Raw genomic sequence first — 25,063 nt, forward strand, 5'->3', positions numbered from 1 at the left:
CAATATCACATTTCACATTGTCGTGGAATGCTACCACGCAGCATTCGACATCGCTGCCCGATGGTGGCACACTGTCATTATGCCGTCACAGAAGCGAGCCTGCGGTGGACACGCCTTGACGGCTGCAATCGAGGAAACCATGAAAGGGAGAACCAATCATGTCTCTTGCATCCCATCTTGATGAGTTGCAGCGGAAACACGGCGACATCGAACGCGAAATCGATGACGCGATGAATCATCCATCAGTGGATGACCTCGAAATCGTGAATCTCAAGCGGCGCAAGCTGGCACTCAAGGACGAGATTGAAAAACTGAAAGCGAAACCGACCACGCATTGACGCTTTTCCTCGAATAGCTGCGCCGGTTTCGGCGCACGAGCATCTTTCCGGTGGCGGCCATGCCGCCGGAGCGCTGCTTCACACGACTCGGAGATGGTTCCGGCCGCCAGCGGCACGGATACGATGGGCTGTTTGTCTCCTCTCCCGTTATCGATTTGGCAGGTCTGCCTGCCTGTCGCCATTGACAAGCCATCTTTGCTCCTCCACCTCATGCCCGGACCTTCTACAGCGCCGCGCGCCCTTTCGGGCGCGCAAAGGACACTGTATTTTGATTTTTGCGCGTGATCCTTTCCGGAAACCGATTCCGGGATTCGGGGTGATGCGCTAACAAAGGGCAGCCGGCCATGACCGGATATTTTTCCTCTCCCTTCCCGCGCCGCACGTCGGTCGGTGTCGATGTCGGCGGCGTGATGGTCGGCGGGGGTGCCCCTGTCGTCGTTCAGTCGATGACCAACACCGACACCGCCGATGTCGACCAGACAGTCGCTCAAGTTGCGGCGCTGCATCGTGCCGGCTCCGAGATCGTGCGCATCACCGTCGACCGCGACGAGAGCGCTGCCGCCGTGCCCGCCATCCGCGAGCGGCTCGAACGGCTCGGCATCAACGTGCCGCTGGTCGGCGATTTCCACTATATCGGCCACAAGCTGCTCGCCGACCATCCGGCTTGCGCCGAGGCGTTAGCCAAGTACCGCATCAATCCCGGCAATGTCGGCTTCAAGGACAAGAAGGACCGGCAGTTCACTGATATCGTCGAGATGGCGATCCGGCACGACAAGCCGGTGCGCATCGGCGTCAATTGGGGGTCGCTCGACCAGGAGCTTCTGACCCGGCTGATGGACGACAACCAGCGCCAAGGCTTTCCGCTGACCGCGCAGGAAGTGACGCGCGAGGCGATCGTGCAGTCGGCGATCCTTTCGGCCGAAATGGCCGAGGAGATCGGTCTTGGCCGCGAGAAAATCATTCTGTCGGCCAAGGTTAGCGGTGTGCAGGACCTGATCGCCGTTTATACCGAGCTTGCCACCCGCTCCAACCACGCGCTGCATCTTGGCCTCACCGAGGCCGGCATGGGTTCAAAAGGCATCGTCGCCTCGTCCGCAGCGATGGGCATCCTTCTCCAGCAAGGCATTGGCGACACGATCCGCATCTCGCTGACACCGGAGCCGAATGGCGACCGCACCCGGGAGGTGCAGGTATCGCAAGAACTCCTGCAGACCATGGGGTTCCGGCAGTTCGTGCCGATCGTCGCCGCCTGCCCCGGCTGCGGCCGCACGACCTCTACCGTGTTCCAGGAACTCGCCCAGAACATCCAGGCGGATCTGCGCAAGAACATGCCGGTGTGGCGTGAAAAATATCCCGGCGTCGAGAACCTCAAGGTCGCGGTGATGGGCTGCATCGTCAACGGTCCAGGTGAATCCAAGCATGCCGATATCGGCATTTCTCTGCCCGGTACCGGCGAGACGCCGACGGCGCCGGTATTCGTCGACGGCAGGAAGGCGGCGACGCTGCGCGGCCCGTCGATTGCTGCGGACTTCGAGAAAATGGTCGCCGACTATATCGAGCAGCGGTTTGGGCAACTTGGCAAGGCCGCGGCGGAGTAGATCTATGCGGCTCCCTTGGGCGACGCCGGTCTTGCTTGGTGGGTTTGTCTTGCTTTGTGGGCTGGGCTGGGTGACAGCCGTCCAGGCCGATCCGCCGCGCCCCGCCAAACAACGACTGCTCGACCGGGTTTGCAACCTGATCGAGGCTCATGCGGACCAAAACGGCCTGCCCAAGGACTTCTTTGCCCGGTTGATCTGGAAGGAAAGCCGCTTCGATCCCAGTGCGGTCAGCCCGGTCGGCGCCGAAGGCATTGCCCAGTTCATGCCGGGTACAGCCAAGATACGCGGCCTCGCCAATTCCTTCGATATCGAGCAGGCCATCCCGGCCTCGGCAAAATATCTCGCCGAAATGAAAACCGGCTTCGGCAATCTCGGCTTGGCCGCCGCCGCCTACAATGCCGGTGAAAGCCGGGTGTCGCGCTGGCTGAGTTCTGGCGGTTTCCTGCCGATGGAGACCGAAAGCTACGTTCTGGACATCATGGGCGAGCCAGCCGACAGGTTCACCGACACCGCCTATGCCGGCACCATCCGGCCGCTCGACAAGAAAGCGAGCTTCGCGGTCGCCTGCCGCAAGCTGCCGGTCATCAAGTCCCAAACCGTGGCCATGGCGTCGATCAACATCAAGCCGTGGGGCGTGCAGGTGGCCGGCAATTTCCGCCGCGCCGCGGCGCTCAGTCAATGGAATGGTGTGAAGCGCCGGTTTCCGGCCTTGCTTAAGGGCCAAAATCCGGTGGTCAGCCGGGTGCGCTCGCCGATCGGCAGGCGCGGCATCTATGCGGTCCGGATCGGCGCCGACTCCAAAGCCAAGGCCGACAACATTTGCCAGAAACTGCAAAGCGTCGGCGGTGCATGCATTGTGGTGCGGAACCGGTGATGGGTACCGACCGATTTGCCCGACAAACCATCGAAGCTGCGCTTTGACTCCACGAATTCTGCTGCTCCACGGCTCCAACTCCAGGCCTTCCATGACCGACCGTCTCTACAGCGATCCCGACCTCGCCCAGTTCTACGATATCGAGAACGAAGGCGGCGTCGACTTCGACTATTGCGTCGGCTTTGCCAAGGGTGCCGGATCGGTTCTCGACCTCGGCTGCGGCACCGGGCAATTGGCCGCCGCGCTCGCCGATCGGCGTAATGTGACCGGTGTCGATCCGGCGCCGGCGATGCTCGACATCGCGCGCCGCCGAGCCGGCGGGCAGAGGGTCGACTGGGTCGAGGCCGATGCGCGAACCGTCCGGCTCGGACGACGCTTCGATCTGGTTCTTTTGACCGGGCACGCCTTCCAGGTGTTTCTGACGCCGAAAGATCGAGAGGCGGTGCTTGCCACGATCGCTGCTCATCTGGCTCCCGATGGGCGCTTCATCTTCGACACGCGAAATCCAGCCACCGAGGAATGGCTCGAGTGGACGCCGGAAAGGTCCGAACGGGACCTGAGTCATCCCGGATTGAGCACCGTAAGAGCGTGGAACGATTTCCGGCGCGATCCCGCTACCGGTGTCGTCACCTACTCGACCCATTATGAAATCCCCGACAGCGGGCGGGTGCTCAGCGCCGAATCGAAAATAGCCTTCCCGACAAAGGAAAGCCTTGCGGGGATGATGGACCAGAGCGGGCTGGTCGTCGAAGAATGGCTCGGCAACTGGCAGGGCGAGCCGTATGGCCCGGCCTCGCCGGAAATCATCCCGATTGGCCGGTTGCGCTAGCCCGGACGTTGCTTCGCTCTGGGCGTTTTCCCATCTTTTGCGGTGACCGGTTGAGCACGCGGATAATCCGGAGACACCACCGCCCGATTGCGGCGCTGCGCTGACGACGTGCCCACCGATGCAGCTCGTGACCATCGCGCAGGTTTGGCTGTTCTGAACGCATCGCACTCTCCTCACCAGCATTTCGATGCTGAGGAGGGAATCATATTATGTATCGCAAATACTGATAATTGGTGATAATTTCCGTTCATCTGTGACGAATTGGAATAGATATCATGGACCGACAGGAAACGATGGGTGTGTTCCTGTCAGTTGTCGAGGAAGGCGACTTCTCGGCAGCGGCACGCCGGCTGCGAATGACCCCATCGGCCGTCAGCAAAATCATCGGTCGCCTTGAGTCCCGCCTTGGCGTGCGCTTGTTGCAACGCTCGACGCGGCGCATCAGCTTGACAGCGGAAGGCAGCAGCTATGCCGATAGCGCTCGCCGGATCCTGAACGACATCAAAGAGGCTGAAATCGCGATTCAACCCGGCGCAGAACCGCGCGGCCGGCTGCGCGTCAGTCTTCCGAGCGCCTTCGGCCATCGTCTAATCGTGCCGATGCTACCGGCTTTCATCGATCGCTACCCGGCCATTGAGCTCGAGCTGATGTTCACAGATGCGATTGTCGACCTGTTGGCTGAGGAAACGGACGTCGCCGTGCGCGTTGCCGCCCAGAGCGATTCCAGGCTGGTGATGCGGCGGCTGGCGCCCAATCACCGTGTCATTTGCGCGTCAGCTCAGTATCTCGAAAAACACGGCATACCGATGACGCCAGGCGACCTTCAACATCATACTTGCCTCGGCATCACATCACGCGGCGGCCTTAACATCTGGGAATTCGATGGCCCGGACGGTCCGCAAAGCATGCGTATCCGCAGCCCGATAGAGGCCAACAGCACGGAAGCCCTGCGCCGGCTGGCGCTCGCCGGTGTCGGCATCATCCGCATGTCGGAGATATTGGTCGGACCGGATATCAGGATAGGCAGGCTGACCGCACTGCTTACCGGATACAATCATCACGACGGACCGCCAATCTGCGCTGTTTATCCGCCTGGCCGGATACTGTCGCCGCGTGTCCGCGTGTTCGTGGATTTCCTGGCCGAACAGTTCACCAACCCTCCTTGGCTACGCAGCGCGCCACAAGACGTCGGGCATACAGTTTAGAGCAGCGTCAGCTGTTGCGGGTCGCCACGAATGTCGCCGCTTGCTTCAGAAGCGCGGCGGCTTCGCCATAGGGATCGAGCAGCGCGTGGGCCTGGTCGACGAGGCCTTGAAGCTGGTCCTGCGCCCAGTTCGCGCCGTGCAGCGCCACCAGCGTCGCCTTGCCGGCTGCTGCATCCTTGCCGGTCGCCTTGCCCATCTGGTGCGCGTCCGCCGTCAGGTCGAGCAAATCGTCGGCAAGTTGAAAGGCAAGCCCGATCGCCGAGCCGAACTCGGCCAGCCTTTCGCGGTCGACCGGTGGCGCGCCGGCAATGATTGCGCCCGCCTCGCAGGCGAAGCGGATCAGCGCGCCGGTCTTCATCGCCTGAAGCCGGATGATGCCGGCTTCGTCCGGCCCGATGCGCTGGGCCTCAAGGTCGAGCATCTGGCCGCCGACCATGCCGCCGGCTCCGGCGGCGCGGGCCAGCGCCAGCACCAGCGCCGCCCTTCGCTCGGCCGGTAGCATCGTCGCTTCGTCGGCAATGATGTCGAAGGCGAGCGCCAGCAAGGCGTCGCCGGCGAGGATGGCGGTCGCCTCATCGAAGGCCTTGTGCACGGTCGGCTGGCCACGGCGCAAATCGTCATCGTCCATGGCCGGCAGATCGTCATGGATCAGCGAATAGCAATGCACGCATTCGAGCGCCGCCGCCACGCGCAGCGCCGCCTCGCTGTCGGCGGAAAACAGCGCGGCGCTTTCCATGACCAGGAAGGGGCGCAGGCGCTTGCCGCCGTTCAGCACGCCATGGCGCATCGCCGTCATCAGACGTTGCGGCCGCGCGATCTCGCCCGAAAGCGGGCGGTCGTCGAGCAGACGCCTGAGCAGCGCCTCGATCGGACCTGCGCGCGCGAGAAGCGCTGCCTCGAACGGAATTTGATCGTCTTTCGTCATCGCCGGGACCGGTAGCCGACACTCAGACGTTGCGCAAGAAGCCAAGCGCCATTATGCCGGGGCAGGGAGCAGCATGGATTGGGCGGCTTGGCGGAACCGATCGTCGATCACGAAACCGAAGGGTTGGACATGGTGAGGCCGAAACGCGGCAACCGCATCGGTCTCAAACGCTGGCCCCGGCTCTGGGTCCGGCGCGGCATCACCGTCGCCGTCGTGCTGGCGCTGATGCCGGTGGTGTTGACGTTTCTGTATCTGCCGCCGTTCGTGCATCCGGTGTCGACCCTGATGCTGAAGGATCTGGCGACGTTTTCCGGCTATGACCGGCGCTGGGTCTCGATCGACGATGTGGCGCCGGCGCTGGCGAATTCGGTCATCATGTCGGAGGACGGGCAGTTCTGCTTTCACCGCGGCATCGACCTTGGCGAGTTGAGAGGCGTCGTGGACGACGCGCTGGCCGGCGAGATGACGCGCGGCGCCTCGACCATCACCATGCAGACCGTGAAGAACCTCTATCTGTGGTCGCGGCCGCTGGGCTCGGTCCGGAAAGTCGTCGAGCTGCCGCTGTCTGTCTATTTTGACATGGTGATGTCGAAACGGCGCATCATGGAAATCTATCTCAATATCGCCGAATGGGGGCCGGGCATCTATGGCATCGAGGCCGCCGCCCAGCACCATTTCGGGGTTTCGGCAAAACGATTGTCGCGTCGCCAGGCGGCACTGCTTGCCGTCACCTTGCCGAACCCGATCGCGCGCAACCCGGCGAAGCCCGGACCGGGGCTGAGGCGGCTGGCTGCGCTGATCGAGCGGCGCGCAGGCCGGTCCGGCGCCTATATCGGCTGCCTGCGATAGCTTAAAAAAATTCGCGACGGCGCTGGCCAAAACGGCGCAGGGCGTGTATAGGCACCCGACTTTCTCAGATTCCGGCCCTGACGCGGCCCTTTCACGAGGGCAGCCGGGGCGTTTTGACCATGTAGTGGAGCATATCCATGGCCGTACCGAAACGAAAAACCTCTCCGTCGAAGCGCGGCATGCGCCGTTCGGCCGACGCATTGAAGGCCCCGACCTATGTCGAGGACAAGAATTCCGGCGAGATGCGCCGCCCGCACCATATCGACCTGAAGACCGGCATGTATCGCGGTCGCCAGGTTCTGGAGCCGAAGGAAAGCTGAGACAGCTTTCGACGGTTTGTGACTACCGAAGGACCGGCCATCGCGCCGGTCTTTTGCATTTTGGCGCTGAGGATCGCTCACCGAACCAATTTCAGCCATCCAGCAACCATATAGGATGGCAGCCGGGCCGGCTGACATTGTTGTTTCGCACGGTCTTTGTCCGTGTTCGCGGTCACGTACGAAAATTCTTGACGGCGAACGCCGGGCGCATTCTACAGAAGGCAGTCCAACCGGAGCCGCCTGATGTTCGGTGCTATCCCGCTGCTGATCGTGCCCTTCGTCCTTTATAATCTCGGGCTTCTGGGAATATTCGGCGGTGGCGACGACCCCTGGGCAAGCGACCTGTTCTCGATCCGCATGATGTCGGGCGGGGTGTTCTCGCTGACACTCGGCGATCTGATCGTGCTGATCGGGCTAATCCTCTTCTTCGTCGAAATCGTAAAATCGACGCGCACGACGAGCGCCTCGATCATGGACCACCTGCTGTCGACCTTCGTCTTCGTGGCGTTCCTGGTCGAGTTCCTGCTGGTGAAGGGCGCGGCGCACTCGGTTTTCTTCACGCTGATGGTCATCGCGCTGGTCGACGTTCTCGCCGGCTTCTCGGTGTCGATGCGAGCGGCCACCCGTGACATAAACATGAACTAGACTTGAGGCCGGCCTTAGCCGGAGGCGGCGGTGAAGCCAGCCGCCTCGATACCGGCGATGGCCGCCGCTTCATCATTGTCGGAAATGCCGACAACGCCGACGACGGCGCTGGTCGCGAACCAACTCTATTTTTTCTTGGCGCGCGCCGGCTTCTTCACCGGAGCAGCCGGCGCATTGGCGAGGTCTTCGGCTTCCTTGGCGAGGCGCAGCGCCCGCAGTTTGTTGGTCTTAATCTGGCGGGCGTCGCTCTCGGCGACATATTCCGCCATCGCCTTCTGACGAACCGTGGCTGCCTCTTCCTGCTTTTTGAAACGCAAATCGGCCCGCGCGCGGGCAGTATCCTTAGAGTTCTCAACCAAGGGCTTTTCCAATCCCGTAAATTATAGTTTTCAATGCCTTTAATAGCAGAGCCGGCCTGCGATGGGGAAAAATAAGTTGGTCAGGCGCGGGGATCGCACCCGGTGCCCGGCGCCTTTCGGGCGACAACCGCCTCGTATCCAGCCTGCAAGGTCGCACGCACGGTGGCGTCCGGCGGCGTGTCGGAAGGTGTGCCCAGATGTTCGTGGCGCAGCTCGTCCATGAACTTCTCCCACATAGGCGGGCCGCCCTTTTCCAGAAGCTCGGCGCGGATCGAGAGTTCTTCGCTGACCGGCAGCCAGACGCGACCCCAGGCGCCGAGATGCGCCAGGATCGGCACCAGCGTTATCGCCATTTCGGTCAGGGAGTAGATCGCCTTCTGCTTGTGGGTGGGATCGTCGGCCCTGGTCAGCATGCCGAGCTCCATCAGCCGCTTCAGCCGATCGGCGAGGATGTTGGAAGCGATGCCTTCCAGCGACCCGTTGAGCAGCTCGCGAAAATGGCGTTTGCCGCCGAAAATCATGTCGCGAAGGATGATCAGGCTCCACCGGTCGCCAAACACTTCAAGCGACAGGTTGATCGGGCACCCAGACCGGCGATCGATGCTCATGCGATTCTCCGATAGAAACCGGTTGCATTATCATATCGGTTTTATTATTGTGCAACTGATTGCAAAATGCAATCGGTTTTGCAAAAAGGAGACGGCGATCATGATGAAGGCCGCGGAACCCGAAATCGCATCCCAGACGTTTGGCGATCCCGCGCATCCACCGATACTGCTGATCATGGGCGCCATGGCTTCGATGCTCTGGTGGCCGGAGGCGTTTTGCCGGAAATTGGCCGGTAAGGGTCTGTTGGTGATCCGCTATGACAATCGCGATACCGGCCGTTCGACCAAATATGCGCCGGGCGAACCGCCTTACACATTCGACGACATGGCGGACGACGCTATCCGCGTGCTCGACGGTTATGGCATCGCGAAAGCGCATGTGGTCGGCATGTCGATGGGCGGCATGATCGCGCAGCTTGTGGCGCTGAAGCATCCATCGCGGGTCATCTCACTTACGGCGATCAGCACCTCTCCTGTGGGAACCGACACGTCGCAGCTGCCGGGGATGACCGAGGCCTATATGAAACATTCGGCCGAAGGCGCTGATGTCGATTGGTCGGAGCGCGACCAGGCGGTCGACTTCATCGTCAAGGACGCGCACGCGATCGCCGGCACCGCGCATCCCTTCGACGAGAAGCGGACGAGGGCGTTCGTCGAGCAGGATTACGACCGATCCGGCGGCTTCTTGAGCGCGACCAATCATTTCATGCTCAAGAGCGGCGAAGACCGGGGCGGCGAGGACGGGAAGGGCCGCCTGCACGGATTGAAGGTTCCGCTCCTCGTCATCCACGGCACCGACGATCCGATCTTTCCGATCGAGCATGGCGCCGCTCTCGCCGAAGCAGTTGCCGGCGCGAGGCTTGTCCGCATCGAAGGCGGTGGCCACGAATTGCATCCCGACGATTGGACCGTGATCGTCGATGCCATCGTCGCCCATAGCCAAACCAGGTGAGTGACGGGCCGAACCTCGATACCGCCCGTCCGCGAGGCGAACCACCAAAGGAACGAACAAAACAATGTCCCTGACGATGCATCTTCATCCCCTGGCGTCCTTCTGCTGGAAGCCGCTGATCGCGCTCTATGAGAACGGCACGCCGTTCACGTCGGTCGTCGTCGATCTCGGCAATGAACAGTCGCGCGCGGCGTTCCTGAAATTGTCGCCGGCCGGCAAGATGCCGGTGCTGCGCGATGAAGCGCTGGACCAGACTGTGCCGGAATCGACGATCGTCATCGAATATCTCAACGCGCATTATCCCGGACCGGTCGAGCTGATCCCTGCCGATATCGATCTCGCCCGCCAGACCCGCCTCGCCGACCGATTTTATGACTTCTACGTGCAGCACCCGATGCAGAAGATCGTCGGCGACCGCCTGCGGCCGGAAGGCATGACCGATCCGTTCGGCGTCGAGGAGGCGCGCGCCCAGCTGCGCAGCGCCTACGCCATCATCGAGCAGGACATGCAGTCGCGGACATGGGGCATGGGCGAACGCTTCACCCTGGCCGACTGCGCCGCCGCCCCGGCATTGTTCTATGCCAACAAGGTCGAGCCGTTCGGCGACAGATATCCCGCGGTGAGGCGCTACCACGACCGGCTGCTGCGGCGGCCGTCTGTCGCCCGCGTGATCGAGGAAGCGCAGCCCTATTTTAAGCTCTTCCCCTATAACAACGGTTAGGCCCGATGCTGCACGATCCCGCCCAACGACGTACGTCCCGCCCAACGACGCGCTTAGCGCTTCACTGGCCAAGACGTGACGGCGCATCTCCGGGTCAACCCAGCTGCTCTGCGTCCCAGAACTGGTCGAGCCAGATGTTGAGCTTCAGGAAGCCGGCACTGCTGACCGTGTAGACGCGTCTTGTCCCTTCCGGCTTGGCATTGACCAGTCCGGCATCGAGCAGCACTTTCAGATGCTGCGAAACAGCCGGGCGCGAGACCGGCAACCCGGCGGCCAATTCGTTGACGGTCTTCGGGCCGCGCCGGAGCTCTTCCAAGAGATAGCGCCGGTTGGGGTCGGCAATCGCCATGAAGGCGTCGGAAAACATCATGCCTTATTTGTGAGGCAAAGTTTTCCAAATCTCAACCGTTGGTTTCAGGCTTTCTGCGCGGATCGAGCCGCAGTGCTTCCGGCGTGATCGAGCGCTCGGCCGGTTGTGTCTTGAAGGCGTCGCGGTCCTCGATCGGCACCGGCGCGCGCCGGCTGATGCGCAGCAGCGTATAGCCTGCCAGGCAAAGATGCGCGAAGGCCGTTGCAAGGAACAAGGCTTCCGGCCGCATCCAGCCCATCAGGCCGGCGGCCAGCAGCGGCCCGATCATCGTGCCGAAACCATAGAGCAGCAGCAGGCCGCCCGACACTTTGACGAAATCCTCGGCCCGGGCGTGGTCGTTGGCATGGGCCACGGCGATCGAATACAGCGTGTAGGCAAAGGCGCCGTAGGCCGCGGTGCAGACGATGACGAAGACGCCGGAGCGCGGCTCGAACAGGAAGACGGCGACGGCGAACAGCGCCGCGCCGAAGGCCAGGCCCGCCAGCACAAAGCGGCGGTCGGTCTTGTCGGAGAGACGCCCGGCCGGAAGTTGCATGGCGGCGCCGGCGACGACCACCAGGCTCATCATCAGCGCGATCTCGGCCGTGGAGATGCCGATGCGGGCGCCATAGACGGCGCCAAGCGTGCCCCAGGCGCCGTTGGCGATGCCGATCAAGACGCAGGCGATCGCCGATACCGGCGAATTGAGATAGAGCCCCTTGACGTCGAGCGAGACGTCCTGCAACGGCTTGGGGTGTGACGCCGTCGACACCGCGGTCGGGATGAGCGACAGGCAGAACAGAATGCCGGTGATCATGAACAGCGAGGCCGACTTCACGTCGCCGCCGGCAACGATCATCTGGCCGCCCATGATCGAGGCATAGGTGACCATCATGTAGAGGCCAAAGACGGCGCCGCGGTTCTCGTTGGTAGACTTCTCGTTCAGCCAGCTTTCGATGACCATGAAGGCGCCGGCCATGGTGAAACCGGTGAAGGCGCGCAGCAGGATCCAAAAATATTCGTCGATGATCAGGCCGGTGAGCAGTGCGACGATGGCTCCCGATGCCGCAAAGGCGCCGAAAGCGCGTACGTGACCGGCGCGACGCACGATGCGCGGCGCAAAGAAGCAGCCGGTGACGAAGCCGCCGGCCCAGGCCGTGCCCATCAGGCCGAGCGATGCGGTCGAGAAACCCTCCAACTGGCCGCGCAGCGGCAATAGCAGCCCGTGCAATCCGGTCGCCGCCAGCAGGAAAGCGGTGCCGCGAAGCAGCGAGAGGATCGGTCGGTAGCTTGCAAACATTTAGCTGATCCGGCTGGAATTAGGGAGGATCTGAAGACAGTCGCATTCGGGCTTTTCGGCGGCGGGCGCTTCGGCTCTGGAGACTATCCGCGGCGGAACAGCGCCTCGGCCGCTGATTTGGTGGTGCCCTTGGACTTGAGCTCGGCTTCCAACCGGGCGATCTCGTCGCGCAGGATGCCGATCCGCTCGGACAGTTCGTCGACCGAAAGCAGCGACAGATCCTGACCGATCTCGTGCGGGCGCGCTTTCTTTTTGGGTTCGTCGTCGAAGATCGCCATCGTCGCTCCTCCCTGATGCGCAAAAATTAGACTGCTACAGCATCCATAGCGCGTCCAATCGGACGCCCGGCGCTGCAGTGGCCATTTGCCTGATTTGGCAATCAGCATACATAGGGCAGGGGCATGGATGCAAATAGTCGGCAAGAAACTGGCCGCTGGCCAGAAACTGGCGAAGCGAGACGGGAAAATTCATGGCGAATGGACAGAACAGAATTCCAGCGACGATGATCGCCATTGCGATCTCGGAACCCGGCGGACCACGGGTGCTGAAACCCGAAACGCGCGACGTGCCGGTGCCGGGTCCCGGCGAAATCCTGATCCGGGTGCGCGCCGCCGGCATCAACCGGCCGGATGTGCAGCAACGCAAGGGCGTCTACCCACCGCCGCCCGGTGCGTCGGACCTGCCGGGTCTCGAAGCGTCGGGCGAAGTTGCAGCCCTTGGCGATGAGATATCGCGCTGGCGCGTCGGCGATCGGGTCTGCGCGCTGACGCCCGGCGGCGCCTATGCCGAATATGTCAAGGTCCATGCCGGCAGCGTGCTGCCGCTGCCCGCAGGCTTCACCCACACCGAAGCGGCGGCAGTGCCGGAAAACTACTTCACTGTCTGGCATAATGTCTTCGAGCGCGGCGGCCTTAAGAGCGGCGAGACACTGCTCGTGCATGGCGGCTCGTCGGGGATCGGCACCACGGCGATCCAGCTCGCCTCGGCCTTCGGCGCCTATGTCATCACCACTGCCGGCAACCAGGAAAAGTGCGACGCCTGTCTGAAGCTCGGCGCCGACCGGGCGATCAACTATCGCGACGAGGATTTCGTCGCAGCGGTTAAGGACGCGACCGACGGCCGCGGCGCCAACGTTATCCTTGACATGGTCGGCGGCGACTACGTGGCGCGAAACTACGAGGCCGCGGCGGTGGAAGGCCGCATCGTCCAGATCGCCACGCAGGGCGGGGCGACAGCCACCGCCGATTTCTCGAAGCTCATGGTCAAGCGGCTCACCCACACCGGCTCGACGCTGCGGCCGCGCACCGTCGAGTTCAAGGCGGCAATCGCCGCAGCGCTGGAGGCGCAGGTCTGGCCGCTGCTCGGCACCCGCAAGGTGGCACCGGTGATGGACATGATCCTCCCGCTCAAGGAAGCGTGGCGGGCGCATGAGCGGATGGAGGAGGGCGAGCATATCGGCAAGATCGTGCTCGACGTCGGCTGACGGGCGGTAACAAGCTGAACAAAAGCTTAATTGTGCAATGCAACAAACGCATTGCGGCCATGCAAAAGCGTCTGTTCAACTTTTCATCAACGATGCCTATTTGAGCGGCATCGAAACGATGGAGGACTACCATGAACCCGATCCGTGCTTTCCGTAACTGGCGCATGTACAATGAAACCGTGCGCGAACTGAACCGCTTGAACGCCCGTCAGCTCAACGACCTTGGCATCAACCGTGGTGACATCGAGAGGATCGCCCGCAAGGCGCTTTGATCTCGAGCGTGATCTCGCCCGAAAGCATCAAGCCGCCTTTTTGTGCAGCGGCGTTTCGGTCCGAGATCATGCTTTAGAAGCCAGAGCCGCAACAGACGGGTTTTTCCGTCGCCGGTTCCGAGCCCGCTGGACCCTGTCCGGCGGGTTTTGTCGTTTTGAGGTCCAGGGAGTAGCGGCGGCTGCGTGCATCTTTCTCAATAACCAAGTGCGGCAAAGCCGAGCGCCACCAGGGCCCCTCCCAGCACGATGTCCGCATGCTTTCGGAAACGTCTGTAAAATCGCCGTGTGGCCGGTTGGGAGATGGAAAGGCCGAGAAGACCAAACCAGGCGATCGCAATGGCAAACACCAATGCGACCACGGACAGGTGAGTTGCCCCGCGAGCATTTAAATTCAGCGTCGAGGATGCGAAAAACAGCGCGGTGGCAGGATTTGCCGCTGCCGTGATAAATCCCAGCCGGAAGTATCGAACGATTGGAACCGGCTTCGGCTCGTTGGCGCCAGCCTTGATCGACAGCGCCCGCCGCATCGAATTCCAGCCGATGAAGACCAGCATTGCGCCGTAAAGGCTGGCGGCCATCTGATGTGCGATGCCTCCCGGCGGCAGCGCGCTGGCTCCCGTTGCGACGATCGCCGCCAGCGAACTCGCGCCAAGGGCAATACCGGCGGCAGCCGAAAGCGCCGTGGCGCGCGAAGCGGTTAGCCCGGCCTGCGCGACGACAGCGAAGTTGGCGCCCGGCAGCATTGCCAATAGCGCATAGGAAATGGCGAACGGAAACAACCCCGCCGCGACAGCGTGCCCGGTTTCCAACATCGATCAGCCCACATCGGCGGCGTCTGCTCTCCCAAGGGCAGGTCGCCGCTACCGAAGCGAAATGTGGATGAAACACTTCCCCTCTAACAGTCGGCAAATGCCGACATGAGGACGTTTTGTTGGTGGGTTACGGGCCGCGCCCGCTGAGCGGCTCCGTGTTCTTGAGCAATGCAACCAACTCGCTCTGCTGATGGGTGCGGGTTTTGGAGAAGATCCGTTCCAGATAAGTGCGGCAGGTCTTCACGGTTATGTTCGAATTCGCCGCGGTTTCCTTCAGCGACCGCCCCGATGCCAAGGCTGTTGCAAGCTTCGCCTCAGCCGCCGTCAGATCGAACAGGTAGCGGATATGGGTCTCGAAACCGTCGGGAATGCGCCGGGCGACCTCCGTGACCATGATCACCGCGCAACGCTCCGACGCCAGGCCATAGGCGCGGGCGTCGACGAATGGGGCAACCGACAGCACCAACCGTGTCAGGTCAAATCGCTCGCGGTCCGATGGCACCAGCAGCGTTCCTCCGGTCCCGAGCATGGCGCCGCCATGTAGCGAGCAGGCATTCGCGACCAGCCGCTGAAGCTGCTGCGCATCCCTGAGATTGGAGGCGACGATCGTGCCGCCATTCAGTGCCAGAGGGCTGTCGGGTCGTGCCAGCATTGCCTCGGCGGCCTCGTTCATTTGGGCGACACGCTGAAAGCCGTCCACCAGAAACACGCCGAAGGGCAGATGCGAGAAGGCCGATGCCAGCGCCGACGTGTTCTCCAACTGCCGGCCGATCTCCCCAGCGCGCAGCATATGCGGCACGATCTTCTGCAGCAGATCGATGTCGTCGGCACCGAATGCGCCCTGCTTCGAGCCGCGATGGATATCGAAAAACCAATAGGAGCCGTTGGAAGCCAGAAGATTGGAGGCGAGCCCGTGATGCATGTCGCGCGGCCTCATCCAGTCTTGCCAGAGTTCGCGGCGACGGAACGCCGCCACGTCTCCAGCTATCCGCGTGCGATCATAGATTTTGCCCACCGGCAGCGCTGCCGCGACCGTGCTGATGGGGTCACGCATGTGTGCCGCTGCCGCCTCGGGAGAACACAGCCCCGGGTCATCGACAGTCCCGACCGCGCTGAACGCCTGCTGATCGAGCCGCGCGATACAGCTTCGCGATGCCTTGAACAGATCGCGCAGCCCCACGACCACATCAGGCCAGCGCTCCTGATCATAGGCGGCCTCGTAGATCTGACCAACAACGGTGGAAACTGAATGGATGGTCACGTCAGCCATGATGATGGCCTTCCGTTGCTGCGCACATTTGGCTGATGAAGCCTAGCACACGGAAGCTCTCGCGCAAGTTGCATCGCCGCTGAATCAGGCGATGCTGCCCTCAATCCCACCTCGCCGATGGCGGGCTGAACCTGAGCAGGACTACTCTTCTGGCGCTCGGCCAAGCCATAACCTGCGGAGCCGAAACGCCGATGCACGGCGCCGAAGCTGAAGGGCTGCCTTGACAGGTTCGATATCTCCCGCCGTCCTCGCCGCCACGCGCCAAAAACGTTGCGAAATGGCGAGAGAGCGGTTATACAGACCGCGAATTTCCCATTTTGGTGGCTCTAAAACCACCGCCCGCGCGGGAACGCGGGCGAACGAGAAGGATATTTTGCAATGGCCAATACGCTGCTGATGCCCAAGGCGACCGCCGTCTGGCTGGTCGACAATACCGCGCTGTCCTTCGAGCAGATCGCGCAGTTCTGCTCGCTGCATCCGCTCGAGGTCAAGGCGATCGCCGATGGCGAATCGGCGCAAGGCATCAAGGGCATGGACCCGATCATGACTGGCCAGCTGACCCGCGACGAGATCGCACGCGCTGAGAAGGATGCGAACCATCGGCTGAAGCTGTCCGACCCCAAGGTGCGGGTGCCGGAATCCAAGCGCAAGGGTCCGCGCTACACGCCACTGTCGAAGCGCCAGGACCGGCCCAACGCCATCCTCTGGCTGGTGCGCAACCATCCCGAGTTGAAGGACGCGCAGATCGCGCGCCTCGTCGGTACCACCAAGTCGACGATCGACCAAATTCGTGACAGGAAGCACTGGAACTCGGCCAATCTGCAGCCGATGGATCCGGTGACGCTGGGTCTCGCCTCGCAGATCGACCTCGACATGGAAGTCAACCGCGCCTCGCGTGGCCGCGAGCAGGCACAGCCAGCCGGCGACACGCTGCTGCCGGCGGCATTGACCGAGCGGCTGGTGCCGGCGCCGGAGAAGCCAAAGGACGAGGATGCAGAACTCGACGCCAACGCCGTCTTCGCCAAGCTTTCGGCGCTGAAGTCGAAGGACGAGGATACCGACGACGAGGCTTGAGGAACGGCGCCCTTTCCTTCTCCCCTTTGTGGGAGAAGGTGGCCGAGCGAAGCTCGGTCGGATGAGGGGTGCTGGACGGATCGCGGCGTTGGAGTTTCTTCCAACACCCCTCATCCGTCTTGGCGCTGCGCGCCAATCCACCTTCTCCCACAAGGGGAGAAGGAAAGGCGCCGCGCCTAAGTTCGCGCGGCTCGGTCCGGTGCCATGCCGTAATCCTCGCTGCGCTCAACCGCACGATAGAAATCTGCGAGCTGCTTGCCGCGCTCCGGCTTGAAGACGCGGCCGGCTATGACCACCGAAGCGATGCGATCGATACGGAAAGCGCGGAAATCGTCGCGCATCTCGCACCATGCGACCAGCGTCCACACCTTGCCCCAGAACCATAGGCCTAGCGGCCTGATGTCGCGCGCGGTGCTGCGGCCGGCCTCGTCGGAATAGTCGATGGTCAGCACCTGGCGTTTTTCCACCGCGCGCTCGATCAGGTCGATTGCCTCGCGGGCGGCGTCGCTCACCACCCACATCGGCGTGTGGATCTCGGTGCGGGCGATGCGGTCCTTCTCGGCGTCGGGCAGCACGGCGCCGATCTTGACCAGCGCCTCGTCGGCGGCCCGCGCCATGGCAGCGCCGCCAAACGCGCGCACCATGCGGGCGCCGGCGACCAGCGCGACGATCTCATCACGCGTGAACATCAGCGGCGGAAGGTCGAAACCCTCCCTCATCATGTAGCCGACGCCGGCCTCGCCGTCGATCGGCACACCAGTCGATTGCAGGTCGGCGATGTCGCGGTAGATGGTCCGCTCGGAAACCTCGAGCCACGTGCCCAGCTTCTGGGCGGTGACCAAACGGCCACCGCGCAGATGCTGCACGATCTGGAAGAGCCTGTCGGCGCGGCGCATCGTATGGTCCCTCGGTGTTGTTTCTATGCATGTCGTGGTCCCAAAACCGGTTCCCACTTTTGGGCGACATGCATTATGGTTCGAGCCCTTCGCGCTTGCGCTGCGCGGCGACGAATGCCGCGCCGAAGGACAATTTCCCTGTTGTCGGCGTCTTTGCATCCAGCACCCGCCAGAACGGCGCGATGTCGCTCAGCGGCATGCCGCGTTCCAAATCCTCGTTGGCGGCCTCGGCGACAGTGCGCAGATGATAGCCGATAGTGACCGGACATGTCACTTCGGCACCGTGCTCGATGGCGAGCGCGGTGCGCAATGCACGGACGTCCATGTCCACGCCCTTGGGGATGGAGCGGATGAAATCATCGACCTGCCGTGCCGTCGGCACCAGCATCGGCTGGCCCTCGACGACGTCGCCAACAGTGCGCGGCGTCGGCTTGATACCGTTGATGCCCGGTGCGTTCAGCCTGTCGTTCCAGCTTTTTGCCATGCGGCACCTAGACGAAGAGCCCAAAGCTGTTGCCGTCCGGGTCGAGGCAATAGGCGAATGTGCCGGCCGGAATGGAGATCGCCGGCGAGACGACCTGGCCGCCGTTCTGCCTCACCCGTTCCATGGCATCTTCGATCGGTGCGGCAACCGACAGATGGATGGTCGGGCCGGTTCCCGGTGCCGCGGGTTTTCCGGGGTAGACGTGACCGGATGCCATTCGGTCCTGCGTGGCGAACATGGCCAGTGGGTTCGGGCCGCTCTCCTCCAGAGCGAGATCGTTCTGAAGCACCGATCCATAAAAGGCGCGCGCCCGATCCATGTCGGTGACGGGGATCTCGAACCATGCCGAGGCTTTTGCAGGGATGAAGGCCATGTCAGTCTCCTGATACTGTCGCACTATTGCACGCCGCTCCTGACACCATACTGTCAGGAGACTTCAGCATGTTCCCCTTCGGCATACTCCCTGGCGAACAGCGTGCGCATCTGCGCGAGGTCGCTTGTTCTCTGGGGATAGAGCGTCTTCAAATAGGCAAGAGCGAAGGTGCCGGGAGCCGAACCCGGCGCGGACACGATGCGGCCGTCGGCGACGGCATAGGGCACGTCCTGATAGTTCTGGGCGCCGGGGTAAGCCGGTTCCTTTTCATTGATCCAGTCACGACCATTGCTGGTGTGTTTGGCCTTGTCGAACAGGCCGGCACGCGCCAACGCCAATGTGCCGGCGCAGATGCCGCCGATCACGCCGCCGCGTGCCGCAATTGCCGTCAGCAGTCCGGAGATATCAGGCGGTGCATCGACCCATAGGTCGGAGCCGATGACCGTGACGGCGTCGAGATCGGTGTTTTCATCAACCTCGGTGGAGCGATCGGGCGTCAGCATAAATCCGCTGGCCGAGGTCACCGGCTTGCCGTTCGGCGTCAGCGACACCGCGCGTGCGCCGAACCATTCGACCGCCGAAGCCGCCAGCAGGCCGTATTCCCAGTCGGCGAAGCGATCGATGAAAACGACGCCGATGGTTTTCTGTTCGGACATTTCCTGCTCCGTCCTTCGGCCCGCCGGATCTATATCTGGGCGCCTTGGCGTCCGCATCCAGCCGCTGCCGCGAAAAATCACCCGCGACCGTGGCGGCCTTCGTAATTATCCGGCCAACCGATGTCCTTGCGGATGCTCTGCGGCAAGCCATTCATGAAACGCCGGGTGCGGATCTCGTTGCGCATCGTCCGGATCTTGCCGACATAGCGCTGCACGCTGTGCAGAATGGTAAAACCGTTCATGGCTGGTCTCCTCTCTTTCGATGGAGACACTATCGCACACCCCTCCTGACAGCAGTCTGTCAGGAGGCTGAGCGGTCTTTGGCGAGCGTGCCAGGTTTTGCCGGTTCCGATCCCGCCTGCACGAGAGAAGCAGGCTTTTTTGTCGCTCTGCCGGGGTTGAGTCGTTTAGCTTTCAACGACGGACGGTTGGAATTCGCAGCAGCGATAGGGCCGGCGTTCTGATATTGAGGGAGAAAATTCCTCGGAGATCAGGGAGATGACCATGAGCCTGCAACTGACAGGAATTCACCATCTGACCGCAATCACGGCCAATGCGCCGGGAAACCTTCGTTTCTACACCGGCACTTTGGGGCTGCGGCTGGTCAAGAAGACGGTCAATCAGGACGACACGTCAGCCTATCACCTCTTCTATGCCGATGCAGAGGCGACGCCTGGCACTGACATCACCTTCTTCGACTGGCCGGTCGGACGCGAACGGCGCGGCACCAACAGCATCGTGCGGACGAGCCTGAGGGTCGCCAGCCCCGAAAGTCTTGCCTGGTGGAAGGATCGCCTGGCCGGCGAGGCCGTCGCGACGGGAGAGATCGGCGACATCGGCGGCTATCCGTCGCTGGATTTCGAAGATCCAGAGGGCCAGCGCCTGCGCCTCGTCAGCGATGGCGGCAAGGGCGACAGCCATCCCTGGTCTCAAAGCCCAGTCCCAGTCGAGCACCAGATACGCGGGCTCGGGCCTATCGTCATCAGCGTTCCCGACATCACCAACACCGAGGCCGTGCTGACCCGGGTGATGAACATGCGCAAGGCGCGTGATTATGCGTCGCCAGATGGCGAGGGTCTGGTTCATGTCTTCGAAATGGGAGCAGGCGGGCCGGCGGCGGAGCTTCATGTCGCGGTGCAGCCGGGTCTTGCGCCGGCACGTCAAGGCGCCGGGGCGGTCCACCACGTCGCGTTCAGGGCGCCCGACCAGGAGACCTTGCATCAATGGACGGCGCGGCTGGCCGAGTTCCGTCTGCCGTCAAGCGGTGAGGTCGAACGATACTACTTCCGCTCGCTCTATTTCCGCGAGCCGAACGGCATATTGTTCGAGATTGCCACCGACGGCCCCGGGTTCACCGCCGACGAGCCGCTGGAAACGCTGGGCGAAAGGCTGGCCTTGCCGCCGTTCCTCGAACCGAACCGGGCTGCGATCGAGGCCGGCCTCAAGCCGCTGGCATAGCAACTCTATCGCGAGCGAGCGAAAGGAGCGCTTTGACAGCCGCTTGTGATGCTGGTCAAAGGCGGCATGTCGAAACTCCTCGCGCTCGTCATCGTCGCCATGATGGTCATCCAGCTGATCAAGCCGCTCGGCTGGCCGGGGCTGAAGCGGCGCAGCGATTTCTGGAAACTGGCGGTGCTGGCGATGGCGGCGATTTCGATCACAGCGGCGCTGGGGCATTGGACCTAAAGCGCGTCGCGTTCGACCGACCTCACGCGACGCGCTTTAGGTTGTTGTTTTATGCATGTCGTTATCGCAAAACCGCTGCACACTTTTGCGCGACATGCATTAGGGCCGGCGGCCCGCTACGCGACGCGTGGTTCGTTGGCGAGCACCAAGCCGACGAGATGTTCCGCCCAGGCCCGGTAGCCGGCTTCCGAGGCATGAAATCCGTCGGACGCAAAGCCGGCTTCGGCATCGGTGATCGGCAGGCGCGGCGCCGGCACCGCGCCGCGTTCGAGGCAAAGGCGCTCGCCCATCCGGTTCATCTCGGCGGCGCGGATTTCCAGGATCTTTCCGAGCAGCGGCGGCATTGCCGGTGCCCGGGTGAATTCGAGCACCGGCGACCACACCACGCGCGCCTCCGGCCATTTGGCGCGCAGCGCGTAGAGCAGGCCGCCAAAATCGCTCTTGAAACGCGGCACCGAGTGGAAGTTCTTGGTGTCATTGGTGCCGATGGCGAGCACGATATGCGTCCAAGGATCGGCCGACAGATTGGGCAGCACATGGTCGCGGATCTGGCCTGAGGTCGCCGAGTTGAAGCCGGCTGCCCGCCAGCGCACCGCACGGCCAGTGCGTTTCGAGATCAGATCAGCCAGTTGCGCGGCCAGCCCATACTCGGAATTGCCGATGCCGACCGAAGCGGCGGAAGAATCGCCAAGCATCAGAAGCGAGACCGCCGGCGCCTGGCCTGATATCTCGTGCATGACCGGACCCTGCGCCGGCAGCATGCGGGTGGTGCGGCGGCGCACGCCGAGCCCCTGCCAGACATAGACCGGAAAGGCGAGCCAGGTGAGGAGGGCAAGAAAGCGCTGCATCGCAAACCGTTAATGGGCAAGTCCGTTAAAGGGCATAGCGAGCAGCACTTAGCGCATATCGGGCTAAAGGCGAAAGACCTTGCGTCGACGGCCCGTCGTCAATGGCAACAGGCGTCCGGCATCTCGGGCCGGTCTGCATATTCATCGTGCAGCCGCACCCAGTCCATCAGGCTGTGGTAGGGGCCGGTCTCGTTGCGGCCCTTCGGCGTCAGGTCGAGATAATGATAAGCGCCGATCAGCGGATCGCCGCCCCTGGAGCGCGACATGAAGGTCAGGAAGATGTCACCGTTGTCATCCCTGTAGAACACGCTGACGCCGGGAAGGTCTTTTGATTTGCGCGCGCGCTGCTCGAAATTGTAGGTCGTGTCGCCTGATGCGATCTGCTTGTCGGTGAAGGAAACCTGCATGTCGAAGTTGAAATCCGAGGCGTAGGACGACACCCAGTCGAATTTCCAGCCCATGCGCTGTTTGTAGGGCAGAAATTCAGCCAACGGCGCCCGCGAGATCACGACAAGCGACACATCGTGGTGCTTGAGGTGCTGGTTGGCGCCGTCGATGTGGTCGGCAAGGAAGGAACACCCTTCGCAACGGTAATCGGCGCCCGGCCCGAACATGAAGTGGTAGACGATCAGCTGGCTTGCGCCGGCGAATAGTTCGGCCAGTTTCTTCGGGCCCTGTTCGGTCTCGAAGACATAGTCCTTCCGGACCTTCAACCAAGGCAATTCCCGCCGTTCGGCAGCGATGCGGTCGCGAAATCGCGTCAATTCCTTCTCGCGGGCCAGATGCGCCTTGTGCGCCTGGAACCAGTCTTCCCGTGAAACGATCTTGTTGTTTGGCATGGGTCTGCTCCTCTTTGAGACCCAAGGACGTTTGGGCTCAACGCAAGCCGACACGGTCCTCGCATTTTTGGAGCGATTTCAGAGCACATGGAACCCGGGCACATGACCCGGGTCCGGATGAAGGCAGAAAAAACCGGTCAGGCGGCCTGTTCCAGTTCCGGCTGCCATTTTCCAAGCGCGGCCAGATGGTTCATGTGGGCGCGGTGGGCGAAGGCGGCCTGGGCAGCGGCGACGTTTGCCGACTTGCCGCTCCACGCCTTCTGTGGCGCCGCCTGCAAGGCGCGGCCGTAGGAGAAGGTCAATTTCCACGGATGCGGGCCGATGGCATTGATGGCATTGAGGTTGGCGGTCGCCTCCTCGTCCGATTGTCCGCCGGAGAGAAAGGCGATGCCCCCAATTGCGGCCGGCACCGTTTCGCGGAACAGTTTTATGGTCTTTTCGGCGACTTCCTCGGGGCTGCTCACCTTGCCCGACTTCTTTCCGGCGAGAACCATGTTCGGCTTCAGGATGGTGCCTTCGAGGAAGACGCGGGCTGCGTAGAGCTCGGTGTAGAGCTTCGTCAGCGTTGCCTTGCTGATCTCGTAGCAGGTGCCGATGTCATGGGCGCCGTCCATCAGCACCTCCGGCTCGACGATCGGCACGATGCCGGCCTCCTGGCAAAGCGCCGCATAGCGGGCGAGCGCATGCGCGTTCGAGCCGATCGACGTGGCGGAAGGCACGCCTTTCGCGGCGTCGATGTCGATCACTGCACGCCATTTGGCGAAACGGGCGCCAAGTTTGTAATAGTCGGCGAGCCGCTCACGCAGGCCGTCGAGGCCTTCGGTGATCGTGTCGCCGGGGTAGCCGGCCAGAGGCTTGGCGCCGGCATCGACCTTGATGCCTGGGATGGCGCCGGTCGCCTTGATGATGTCGACAAGCGGCGTGCCATCGGCGGCCTTCTGGTGGATGGTCTCGTCATAGAGGATGACGCCGGAAATGTATCTGGTCATCGCCTCCTTGGCGCGGAACATCATCTCGCGATAGTCGCGGCGGCTGTCGGCGGTCGATTCGACGCCGATCACGTCGAAGCGCTTCTTGATGGTGCCGGAGCTTTCGTCGGCGGCCAAAAGACCCTTGCCGTCGGCCACCATCGCGGCGGCAATGTCTTCGAGACGTTCGCTCATGATGCATCCTCCTGAAACGATTGTTCCAGCCTAGCAGACCACTAGAGCAAGGCAGGTTCAAGTCGAACCATTCCAAGCGGAAAGCTCGAATCGATTGAAACGCGCAAACGCCCCGTTTGCTTTCTCGCCTCAGCGCTTCAGCACATCGACGCCGGGCAGCGGCTTGCCTTCCATCCACTCCAGGAAGGCGCCGCCGGCGGTCGAGACGTAGGTGAAGTCGTCGGCGACGCCGGCGTGGTTGAGTGCGGCCACCGTGTCGCCGCCGCCGGCCACCGAGATCAATTTGCCGGCCTTGGTGCGGGCCGCGGCGTGCTTGGCTGCCGCCACCGTCGCGTGGTCGAACGGCTCGATCTCGAAGGCGCCAAGCGGACCGTTCCAGACCAGCGTCGCGGCGCGATCGATCCAGTCGGCAATGGTCTTCACGGTTTTTTCGCCGACATCGAGGATCATGCCGTCGGCCGGCACCTCTGATATTGCGACGGTTTCGCTGGCGGCTCCCGCCTTGAATTCCTTGGCGACGACACCGTCGACCGGCAGGATGATGGCGCAGCCGGCTTCGGCCGCCTCGATCATGATCTGCTTGGCGGTGTTGGCGAGATCATGCTCGCACAGCGATTTTCCGACATCGGTGCCGCGCGCGGCCAGGAAGGTGTTGGCCATGCCGCCGCCGATGACCAGCGCGTCGACCTTCCTTACCAGGTTCATCAGGAGGTCGATCTTGCTCGAGACCTTGGCGCCGCCGACAATGGCAACGACAGGGCGGACGGGATTGCCGAGGCCCTTTTCCAGCGCGTCGAGCTCGGCCTGCATGGTGCGCCCGGCGAAAGCCGGGAGCAGGTGCGCAAGCCCTTCCGTCGACGAATGGGCGCGGTGGGCGGCGGAAAAGGCGTCGTTGACGAAGATGTCGCCATTGGCGGCGAGCTTTTCGGTGAAGGCCGGGTCGTTCTTCTCCTCGGCCTTGTAGAAGCGGGTGTTTTCGAGCAGCAGCACGTCGCCGTTGCCCATGGCGGCGACGGCGCTCGCGGCCTTGTCGCCGATGCAGTCGGATGCGAAGCCGACAGGGCGGCCGAACACCTCCGCGGTCGCCGTGGCGATCGGCTCAAGCGAGAATTCAGGCGACGGTCCGTCCTTTGGTCGGCCGAAATGGGCAAGCAGGATGACCTTAGCGCCCTTGCCGGAAAGCTCGGCGATGGTCGGCGCGATGCGCTCGATACGGGTGGCGTCGGTGACCTTGCCGTCGGCGACGGGAACGTTGAGGTCGACGCGCACCAGCACGCGCTTACCATCGATATTGCCGATGTCGTCCAGTGTCTTGAAGCCGGCCATGCTGTTCCC

32 protein-coding genes and 1 pseudogene are annotated in these 25,063 nt (G+C 62.7%); 15 read left to right on the plus strand and 18 right to left on the minus strand.

What is annotated here, in order from left to right; translation table 11 throughout:
• The first annotated feature begins 158 nt into the window (after positions 1 to 158).
• From EOC94_RS01860 to EOC94_RS01880, 5 genes are all read left to right on the plus strand, one after another.
• Complete coding sequence (locus tag EOC94_RS01860) at positions 159 to 338, plus strand: YdcH family protein (RefSeq protein WP_095487303.1); 180 nt, start codon at positions 159 to 161, stop codon at positions 336 to 338.
• A gap of 344 nt (positions 339 to 682) precedes the next feature.
• Positions 683 to 1,936, plus strand: coding sequence for a flavodoxin-dependent (E)-4-hydroxy-3-methylbut-2-enyl-diphosphate synthase (gene ispG, locus EOC94_RS01865; protein WP_095487301.1), 1,254 nt, complete (start codon positions 683 to 685; stop codon positions 1,934 to 1,936).
• A 4-nt stretch (positions 1,937 to 1,940) separates the two neighbouring features.
• Positions 1,941 to 2,810 carry a lytic transglycosylase domain-containing protein gene (locus tag EOC94_RS01870; RefSeq protein WP_095487299.1) on the plus strand — a complete coding sequence of 290 codons (870 nt, stop codon included), beginning with the start codon at positions 1,941 to 1,943 and terminating at the stop codon, positions 2,808 to 2,810.
• A gap of 91 nt (positions 2,811 to 2,901) precedes the next feature.
• Positions 2,902 to 3,639 carry a class I SAM-dependent methyltransferase gene (locus EOC94_RS01875; protein ID WP_095487297.1) on the plus strand — a complete coding sequence of 246 codons (738 nt, stop codon included), beginning with the start codon at positions 2,902 to 2,904 and terminating at the stop codon, positions 3,637 to 3,639.
• 275 nt (positions 3,640 to 3,914) lie between these two features.
• Positions 3,915 to 4,844: a LysR family transcriptional regulator gene (locus EOC94_RS01880; RefSeq protein WP_095487295.1), complete on the plus strand. Its 930-nt coding sequence runs from the start codon at positions 3,915 to 3,917 to the stop codon at positions 4,842 to 4,844.
• Positions 4,845 to 4,851: 7 nt separating this feature from the next.
• Here the strand turns inward: EOC94_RS01880 and EOC94_RS01885 are convergent, their stop codons facing one another.
• Positions 4,852 to 5,769 carry a polyprenyl synthetase family protein gene (locus tag EOC94_RS01885; RefSeq protein ID WP_127288412.1) on the minus strand — a complete coding sequence of 306 codons (918 nt, stop codon included), beginning with the start codon at positions 5,767 to 5,769 and terminating at the stop codon, positions 4,852 to 4,854.
• A 78-nt stretch (positions 5,770 to 5,847) separates the two neighbouring features.
• On the opposite strand from EOC94_RS01885, the gene EOC94_RS01890 reads away from it, so the two are divergent.
• The 3 genes from EOC94_RS01890 to EOC94_RS01900 all read left to right on the plus strand — a co-directional run bounded on the left by EOC94_RS01890 (position 5,848) and on the right by EOC94_RS01900 (position 7,583).
• Positions 5,848 to 6,618 carry a transglycosylase domain-containing protein gene (locus EOC94_RS01890; RefSeq protein WP_127288413.1) on the plus strand — a complete coding sequence of 257 codons (771 nt, stop codon included), beginning with the start codon at positions 5,848 to 5,850 and terminating at the stop codon, positions 6,616 to 6,618.
• Positions 6,619 to 6,755: 137 nt separating this feature from the next.
• Positions 6,756 to 6,938: a 50S ribosomal protein L32 gene (rpmF, locus tag EOC94_RS01895; protein ID WP_006203806.1), complete on the plus strand. Its 183-nt coding sequence runs from the start codon at positions 6,756 to 6,758 to the stop codon at positions 6,936 to 6,938.
• A gap of 243 nt (positions 6,939 to 7,181) precedes the next feature.
• Positions 7,182 to 7,583, plus strand: a complete 402-nt coding sequence (locus tag EOC94_RS01900; protein WP_127288414.1) for a hypothetical protein — start codon at positions 7,182 to 7,184, stop codon at positions 7,581 to 7,583.
• A 14-nt stretch (positions 7,584 to 7,597) separates the two neighbouring features.
• Here EOC94_RS01900 and EOC94_RS34475 read toward each other — a convergent pair.
• From EOC94_RS34475 to EOC94_RS01915, 3 genes and pseudogenes are all read right to left on the minus strand, one after another.
• Positions 7,598 to 7,687: pseudogene (locus tag EOC94_RS34475) on the minus strand (heme-binding protein); the annotation flags it as partial.
• Positions 7,688 to 7,708: 21 nt separating this feature from the next.
• Positions 7,709 to 7,942, minus strand: coding sequence for a hypothetical protein (locus EOC94_RS01910; protein WP_029348749.1), 234 nt, complete (start codon positions 7,940 to 7,942; stop codon positions 7,709 to 7,711).
• A gap of 80 nt (positions 7,943 to 8,022) precedes the next feature.
• Positions 8,023 to 8,550, minus strand: a complete 528-nt coding sequence (locus tag EOC94_RS01915; RefSeq protein ID WP_127288415.1) for a helix-turn-helix domain-containing protein — start codon at positions 8,548 to 8,550, stop codon at positions 8,023 to 8,025.
• 100 nt (positions 8,551 to 8,650) lie between these two features.
• Here EOC94_RS01915 and EOC94_RS01920 point away from each other — a divergent pair, with 100 nt between their 5' ends.
• Together EOC94_RS01920 and EOC94_RS01925 are read left to right on the plus strand one after the other, a co-directional pair.
• Positions 8,651 to 9,502 carry an alpha/beta hydrolase gene (locus tag EOC94_RS01920; RefSeq protein ID WP_127288416.1) on the plus strand — a complete coding sequence of 284 codons (852 nt, stop codon included), beginning with the start codon at positions 8,651 to 8,653 and terminating at the stop codon, positions 9,500 to 9,502.
• 64 nt (positions 9,503 to 9,566) lie between these two features.
• The gene (locus EOC94_RS01925; RefSeq protein WP_127288417.1) at positions 9,567 to 10,223 is read left to right on the plus strand and encodes a glutathione S-transferase family protein; all 657 of its coding nucleotides are present in this window, start codon (positions 9,567 to 9,569) and stop codon (positions 10,221 to 10,223) included.
• Between the two features lie 94 nt (positions 10,224 to 10,317).
• On the opposite strand, the gene EOC94_RS01930 is transcribed toward EOC94_RS01925, so the two are convergent.
• The 3 genes from EOC94_RS01930 to EOC94_RS01940 all read right to left on the minus strand — a co-directional run bounded on the left by EOC94_RS01930 (position 10,318) and on the right by EOC94_RS01940 (position 12,150).
• The gene (locus EOC94_RS01930; RefSeq protein ID WP_095487281.1) at positions 10,318 to 10,593 is read right to left on the minus strand and encodes a metalloregulator ArsR/SmtB family transcription factor; all 276 of its coding nucleotides are present in this window, start codon (positions 10,591 to 10,593) and stop codon (positions 10,318 to 10,320) included.
• 31 nt (positions 10,594 to 10,624) lie between these two features.
• Positions 10,625 to 11,872, minus strand: coding sequence for an MFS transporter (locus EOC94_RS01935; protein ID WP_127288418.1), 1,248 nt, complete (start codon positions 11,870 to 11,872; stop codon positions 10,625 to 10,627).
• Positions 11,873 to 11,955: 83 nt separating this feature from the next.
• On the minus strand, positions 11,956 to 12,150 hold the full coding sequence (locus EOC94_RS01940) for a DUF1192 domain-containing protein (RefSeq protein ID WP_126104587.1): 195 nt from the start codon (positions 12,148 to 12,150) through the stop codon (positions 11,956 to 11,958).
• Between the two features lie 191 nt (positions 12,151 to 12,341).
• On the opposite strand from EOC94_RS01940, the gene EOC94_RS01945 reads away from it, so the two are divergent.
• Both EOC94_RS01945 and EOC94_RS01950 read left to right on the plus strand, forming a co-directional pair.
• Entirely contained in the window at positions 12,342 to 13,355 is a 1,014-nt protein-coding gene (locus EOC94_RS01945) for an NAD(P)H-quinone oxidoreductase (RefSeq protein WP_127205758.1), read from the plus strand.
• A 131-nt stretch (positions 13,356 to 13,486) separates the two neighbouring features.
• Positions 13,487 to 13,627: a DUF1127 domain-containing protein gene (locus EOC94_RS01950; protein WP_065011316.1), complete on the plus strand. Its 141-nt coding sequence runs from the start codon at positions 13,487 to 13,489 to the stop codon at positions 13,625 to 13,627.
• A 194-nt stretch (positions 13,628 to 13,821) separates the two neighbouring features.
• Here EOC94_RS01950 and EOC94_RS01955 read toward each other — a convergent pair whose 3' ends face one another.
• Positions 13,822 to 14,439, minus strand: coding sequence for a LysE family transporter (locus tag EOC94_RS01955; protein ID WP_127288419.1), 618 nt, complete (start codon positions 14,437 to 14,439; stop codon positions 13,822 to 13,824).
• 127 nt (positions 14,440 to 14,566) lie between these two features.
• On the minus strand, positions 14,567 to 15,709 hold the full coding sequence (locus EOC94_RS01960; RefSeq protein WP_127288420.1) for a helix-turn-helix transcriptional regulator: 1,143 nt from the start codon (positions 15,707 to 15,709) through the stop codon (positions 14,567 to 14,569).
• A gap of 378 nt (positions 15,710 to 16,087) precedes the next feature.
• Here EOC94_RS01960 and EOC94_RS01965 point away from each other — a divergent pair, with 378 nt between their 5' ends.
• Entirely contained in the window at positions 16,088 to 16,783 is a 696-nt protein-coding gene (locus EOC94_RS01965) for a DUF1013 domain-containing protein (protein WP_127288421.1), read from the plus strand.
• A gap of 176 nt (positions 16,784 to 16,959) precedes the next feature.
• Here the strand turns inward: EOC94_RS01965 and EOC94_RS01970 are convergent, their stop codons facing one another.
• The 5 genes from EOC94_RS01970 to EOC94_RS01990 form a co-directional block, all read right to left on the minus strand.
• The gene (locus EOC94_RS01970) at positions 16,960 to 17,679 is read right to left on the minus strand and encodes a YafY family protein (RefSeq protein WP_095487267.1); all 720 of its coding nucleotides are present in this window, start codon (positions 17,677 to 17,679) and stop codon (positions 16,960 to 16,962) included.
• Between the two features lie 73 nt (positions 17,680 to 17,752).
• Positions 17,753 to 18,163, minus strand: coding sequence for a hypothetical protein (locus EOC94_RS01975; RefSeq protein WP_095487265.1), 411 nt, complete (start codon positions 18,161 to 18,163; stop codon positions 17,753 to 17,755).
• Positions 18,164 to 18,170: 7 nt separating this feature from the next.
• On the minus strand, positions 18,171 to 18,536 hold the full coding sequence (locus EOC94_RS01980; protein ID WP_126104589.1) for a VOC family protein: 366 nt from the start codon (positions 18,534 to 18,536) through the stop codon (positions 18,171 to 18,173).
• A 53-nt stretch (positions 18,537 to 18,589) separates the two neighbouring features.
• Positions 18,590 to 19,192 (minus strand): DJ-1/PfpI family protein, encoded by a 603-nt coding sequence (locus EOC94_RS01985; RefSeq protein ID WP_127288422.1) that lies wholly within the window; start codon positions 19,190 to 19,192, stop codon positions 18,590 to 18,592.
• Between the two features lie 77 nt (positions 19,193 to 19,269).
• Positions 19,270 to 19,434, minus strand: a complete 165-nt coding sequence (locus EOC94_RS01990; RefSeq protein WP_126104591.1) for a hypothetical protein — start codon at positions 19,432 to 19,434, stop codon at positions 19,270 to 19,272.
• Between the two features lie 262 nt (positions 19,435 to 19,696).
• Here EOC94_RS01990 and EOC94_RS01995 point away from each other — a divergent pair, with 262 nt between their 5' ends.
• Both EOC94_RS01995 and EOC94_RS02000 read left to right on the plus strand, forming a co-directional pair.
• On the plus strand, positions 19,697 to 20,650 hold the full coding sequence (locus EOC94_RS01995; protein ID WP_126104592.1) for a ring-cleaving dioxygenase: 954 nt from the start codon (positions 19,697 to 19,699) through the stop codon (positions 20,648 to 20,650).
• 66 nt (positions 20,651 to 20,716) lie between these two features.
• Positions 20,717 to 20,878, plus strand: a complete 162-nt coding sequence (locus EOC94_RS02000) for a hypothetical protein (protein WP_023797063.1) — start codon at positions 20,717 to 20,719, stop codon at positions 20,876 to 20,878.
• Between the two features lie 116 nt (positions 20,879 to 20,994).
• Here EOC94_RS02000 and EOC94_RS02005 read toward each other — a convergent pair whose 3' ends face one another.
• From EOC94_RS02005 to EOC94_RS02020, 4 genes are all read right to left on the minus strand, one after another.
• Positions 20,995 to 21,726, minus strand: coding sequence for an SGNH/GDSL hydrolase family protein (locus EOC94_RS02005; RefSeq protein ID WP_095487257.1), 732 nt, complete (start codon positions 21,724 to 21,726; stop codon positions 20,995 to 20,997).
• A gap of 98 nt (positions 21,727 to 21,824) precedes the next feature.
• A complete protein-coding gene (locus EOC94_RS02010; protein ID WP_127288423.1) occupies positions 21,825 to 22,565 on the minus strand; it encodes a thioredoxin family protein in 741 nt (246 codons plus the stop codon).
• Positions 22,566 to 22,702: 137 nt separating this feature from the next.
• A complete protein-coding gene (locus EOC94_RS02015; RefSeq protein WP_127288424.1) occupies positions 22,703 to 23,728 on the minus strand; it encodes a class I fructose-bisphosphate aldolase in 1,026 nt (341 codons plus the stop codon).
• Positions 23,729 to 23,857: 129 nt separating this feature from the next.
• Positions 23,858 to 25,054 carry a phosphoglycerate kinase gene (locus tag EOC94_RS02020; RefSeq protein ID WP_095487251.1) on the minus strand — a complete coding sequence of 399 codons (1,197 nt, stop codon included), beginning with the start codon at positions 25,052 to 25,054 and terminating at the stop codon, positions 23,858 to 23,860.
• Positions 25,055 to 25,063: the final 9 nt, after the last annotated feature.

The organism is Mesorhizobium sp. M6A.T.Ce.TU.016.01.1.1 (genome assembly GCF_003997065.1).
Classification (GTDB): domain Bacteria; phylum Pseudomonadota; class Alphaproteobacteria; order Rhizobiales; family Rhizobiaceae; genus Mesorhizobium; species Mesorhizobium mediterraneum.

Bases quoted from the DNA above. Each gene is read 5' to 3' on its own strand.
- EOC94_RS02020 (WP_095487251.1), bottom strand. From the start codon at position 25,054: ATGGCCGGCTTCAAGACACTGGACGACATCGGCAATATCGATGGTAAG.
- EOC94_RS01985 (WP_127288422.1), bottom strand. From the start codon at position 19,192: ATGTCCGAACAGAAAACCATCGGCGTCGTTTTCATCGATCGCTTCGCC.
- EOC94_RS01965 (WP_127288421.1), top strand. From the start codon at position 16,088: ATGGCCAATACGCTGCTGATGCCCAAGGCGACCGCCGTCTGGCTGGTC.
- EOC94_RS01945 (WP_127205758.1), top strand. From the start codon at position 12,342: ATGGCGAATGGACAGAACAGAATTCCAGCGACGATGATCGCCATTGCG.
- EOC94_RS01920 (WP_127288416.1), top strand. From the start codon at position 8,651: ATGATGAAGGCCGCGGAACCCGAAATCGCATCCCAGACGTTTGGCGAT.
- EOC94_RS01990 (WP_126104591.1), bottom strand. From the start codon at position 19,434: ATGAACGGTTTTACCATTCTGCACAGCGTGCAGCGCTATGTCGGCAAG.
- EOC94_RS01935 (WP_127288418.1), bottom strand. From the start codon at position 11,872: ATGTTTGCAAGCTACCGACCGATCCTCTCGCTGCTTCGCGGCACCGCT.
- EOC94_RS01925 (WP_127288417.1), top strand. From the start codon at position 9,567: ATGTCCCTGACGATGCATCTTCATCCCCTGGCGTCCTTCTGCTGGAAG.
- EOC94_RS01970 (WP_095487267.1), bottom strand. From the start codon at position 17,679: ATGCGCCGCGCCGACAGGCTCTTCCAGATCGTGCAGCATCTGCGCGGT.
- EOC94_RS01995 (WP_126104592.1), top strand. From the start codon at position 19,697: ATGAGCCTGCAACTGACAGGAATTCACCATCTGACCGCAATCACGGCC.
- EOC94_RS01980 (WP_126104589.1), bottom strand. From the start codon at position 18,536: ATGGCCTTCATCCCTGCAAAAGCCTCGGCATGGTTCGAGATCCCCGTC.
- EOC94_RS01860 (WP_095487303.1), top strand. From the start codon at position 159: ATGTCTCTTGCATCCCATCTTGATGAGTTGCAGCGGAAACACGGCGAC.
- EOC94_RS01870 (WP_095487299.1), top strand. From the start codon at position 1,941: ATGCGGCTCCCTTGGGCGACGCCGGTCTTGCTTGGTGGGTTTGTCTTG.
- EOC94_RS02015 (WP_127288424.1), bottom strand. From the start codon at position 23,728: ATGAGCGAACGTCTCGAAGACATTGCCGCCGCGATGGTGGCCGACGGC.
- EOC94_RS01875 (WP_095487297.1), top strand. From the start codon at position 2,902: ATGACCGACCGTCTCTACAGCGATCCCGACCTCGCCCAGTTCTACGAT.
- EOC94_RS01975 (WP_095487265.1), bottom strand. From the start codon at position 18,163: ATGGCAAAAAGCTGGAACGACAGGCTGAACGCACCGGGCATCAACGGT.
- EOC94_RS01885 (WP_127288412.1), bottom strand. From the start codon at position 5,769: ATGACGAAAGACGATCAAATTCCGTTCGAGGCAGCGCTTCTCGCGCGC.
- EOC94_RS01915 (WP_127288415.1), bottom strand. From the start codon at position 8,550: ATGAGCATCGATCGCCGGTCTGGGTGCCCGATCAACCTGTCGCTTGAA.
- EOC94_RS01960 (WP_127288420.1), bottom strand. From the start codon at position 15,709: ATGGCTGACGTGACCATCCATTCAGTTTCCACCGTTGTTGGTCAGATC.
- ispG (WP_095487301.1), top strand. From the start codon at position 683: ATGACCGGATATTTTTCCTCTCCCTTCCCGCGCCGCACGTCGGTCGGT.
- EOC94_RS01900 (WP_127288414.1), top strand. From the start codon at position 7,182: ATGTTCGGTGCTATCCCGCTGCTGATCGTGCCCTTCGTCCTTTATAAT.
- EOC94_RS02005 (WP_095487257.1), bottom strand. From the start codon at position 21,726: ATGCAGCGCTTTCTTGCCCTCCTCACCTGGCTCGCCTTTCCGGTCTAT.
- EOC94_RS01880 (WP_095487295.1), top strand. From the start codon at position 3,915: ATGGACCGACAGGAAACGATGGGTGTGTTCCTGTCAGTTGTCGAGGAA.
- EOC94_RS02000 (WP_023797063.1), top strand. From the start codon at position 20,717: ATGTCGAAACTCCTCGCGCTCGTCATCGTCGCCATGATGGTCATCCAG.
- EOC94_RS01930 (WP_095487281.1), bottom strand. From the start codon at position 10,593: ATGATGTTTTCCGACGCCTTCATGGCGATTGCCGACCCCAACCGGCGC.
- EOC94_RS01950 (WP_065011316.1), top strand. From the start codon at position 13,487: ATGAACCCGATCCGTGCTTTCCGTAACTGGCGCATGTACAATGAAACC.
- EOC94_RS02010 (WP_127288423.1), bottom strand. From the start codon at position 22,565: ATGCCAAACAACAAGATCGTTTCACGGGAAGACTGGTTCCAGGCGCAC.
- rpmF (WP_006203806.1), top strand. From the start codon at position 6,756: ATGGCCGTACCGAAACGAAAAACCTCTCCGTCGAAGCGCGGCATGCGC.
- EOC94_RS01955 (WP_127288419.1), bottom strand. From the start codon at position 14,439: ATGTTGGAAACCGGGCACGCTGTCGCGGCGGGGTTGTTTCCGTTCGCC.
- EOC94_RS01940 (WP_126104587.1), bottom strand. From the start codon at position 12,150: ATGGCGATCTTCGACGACGAACCCAAAAAGAAAGCGCGCCCGCACGAG.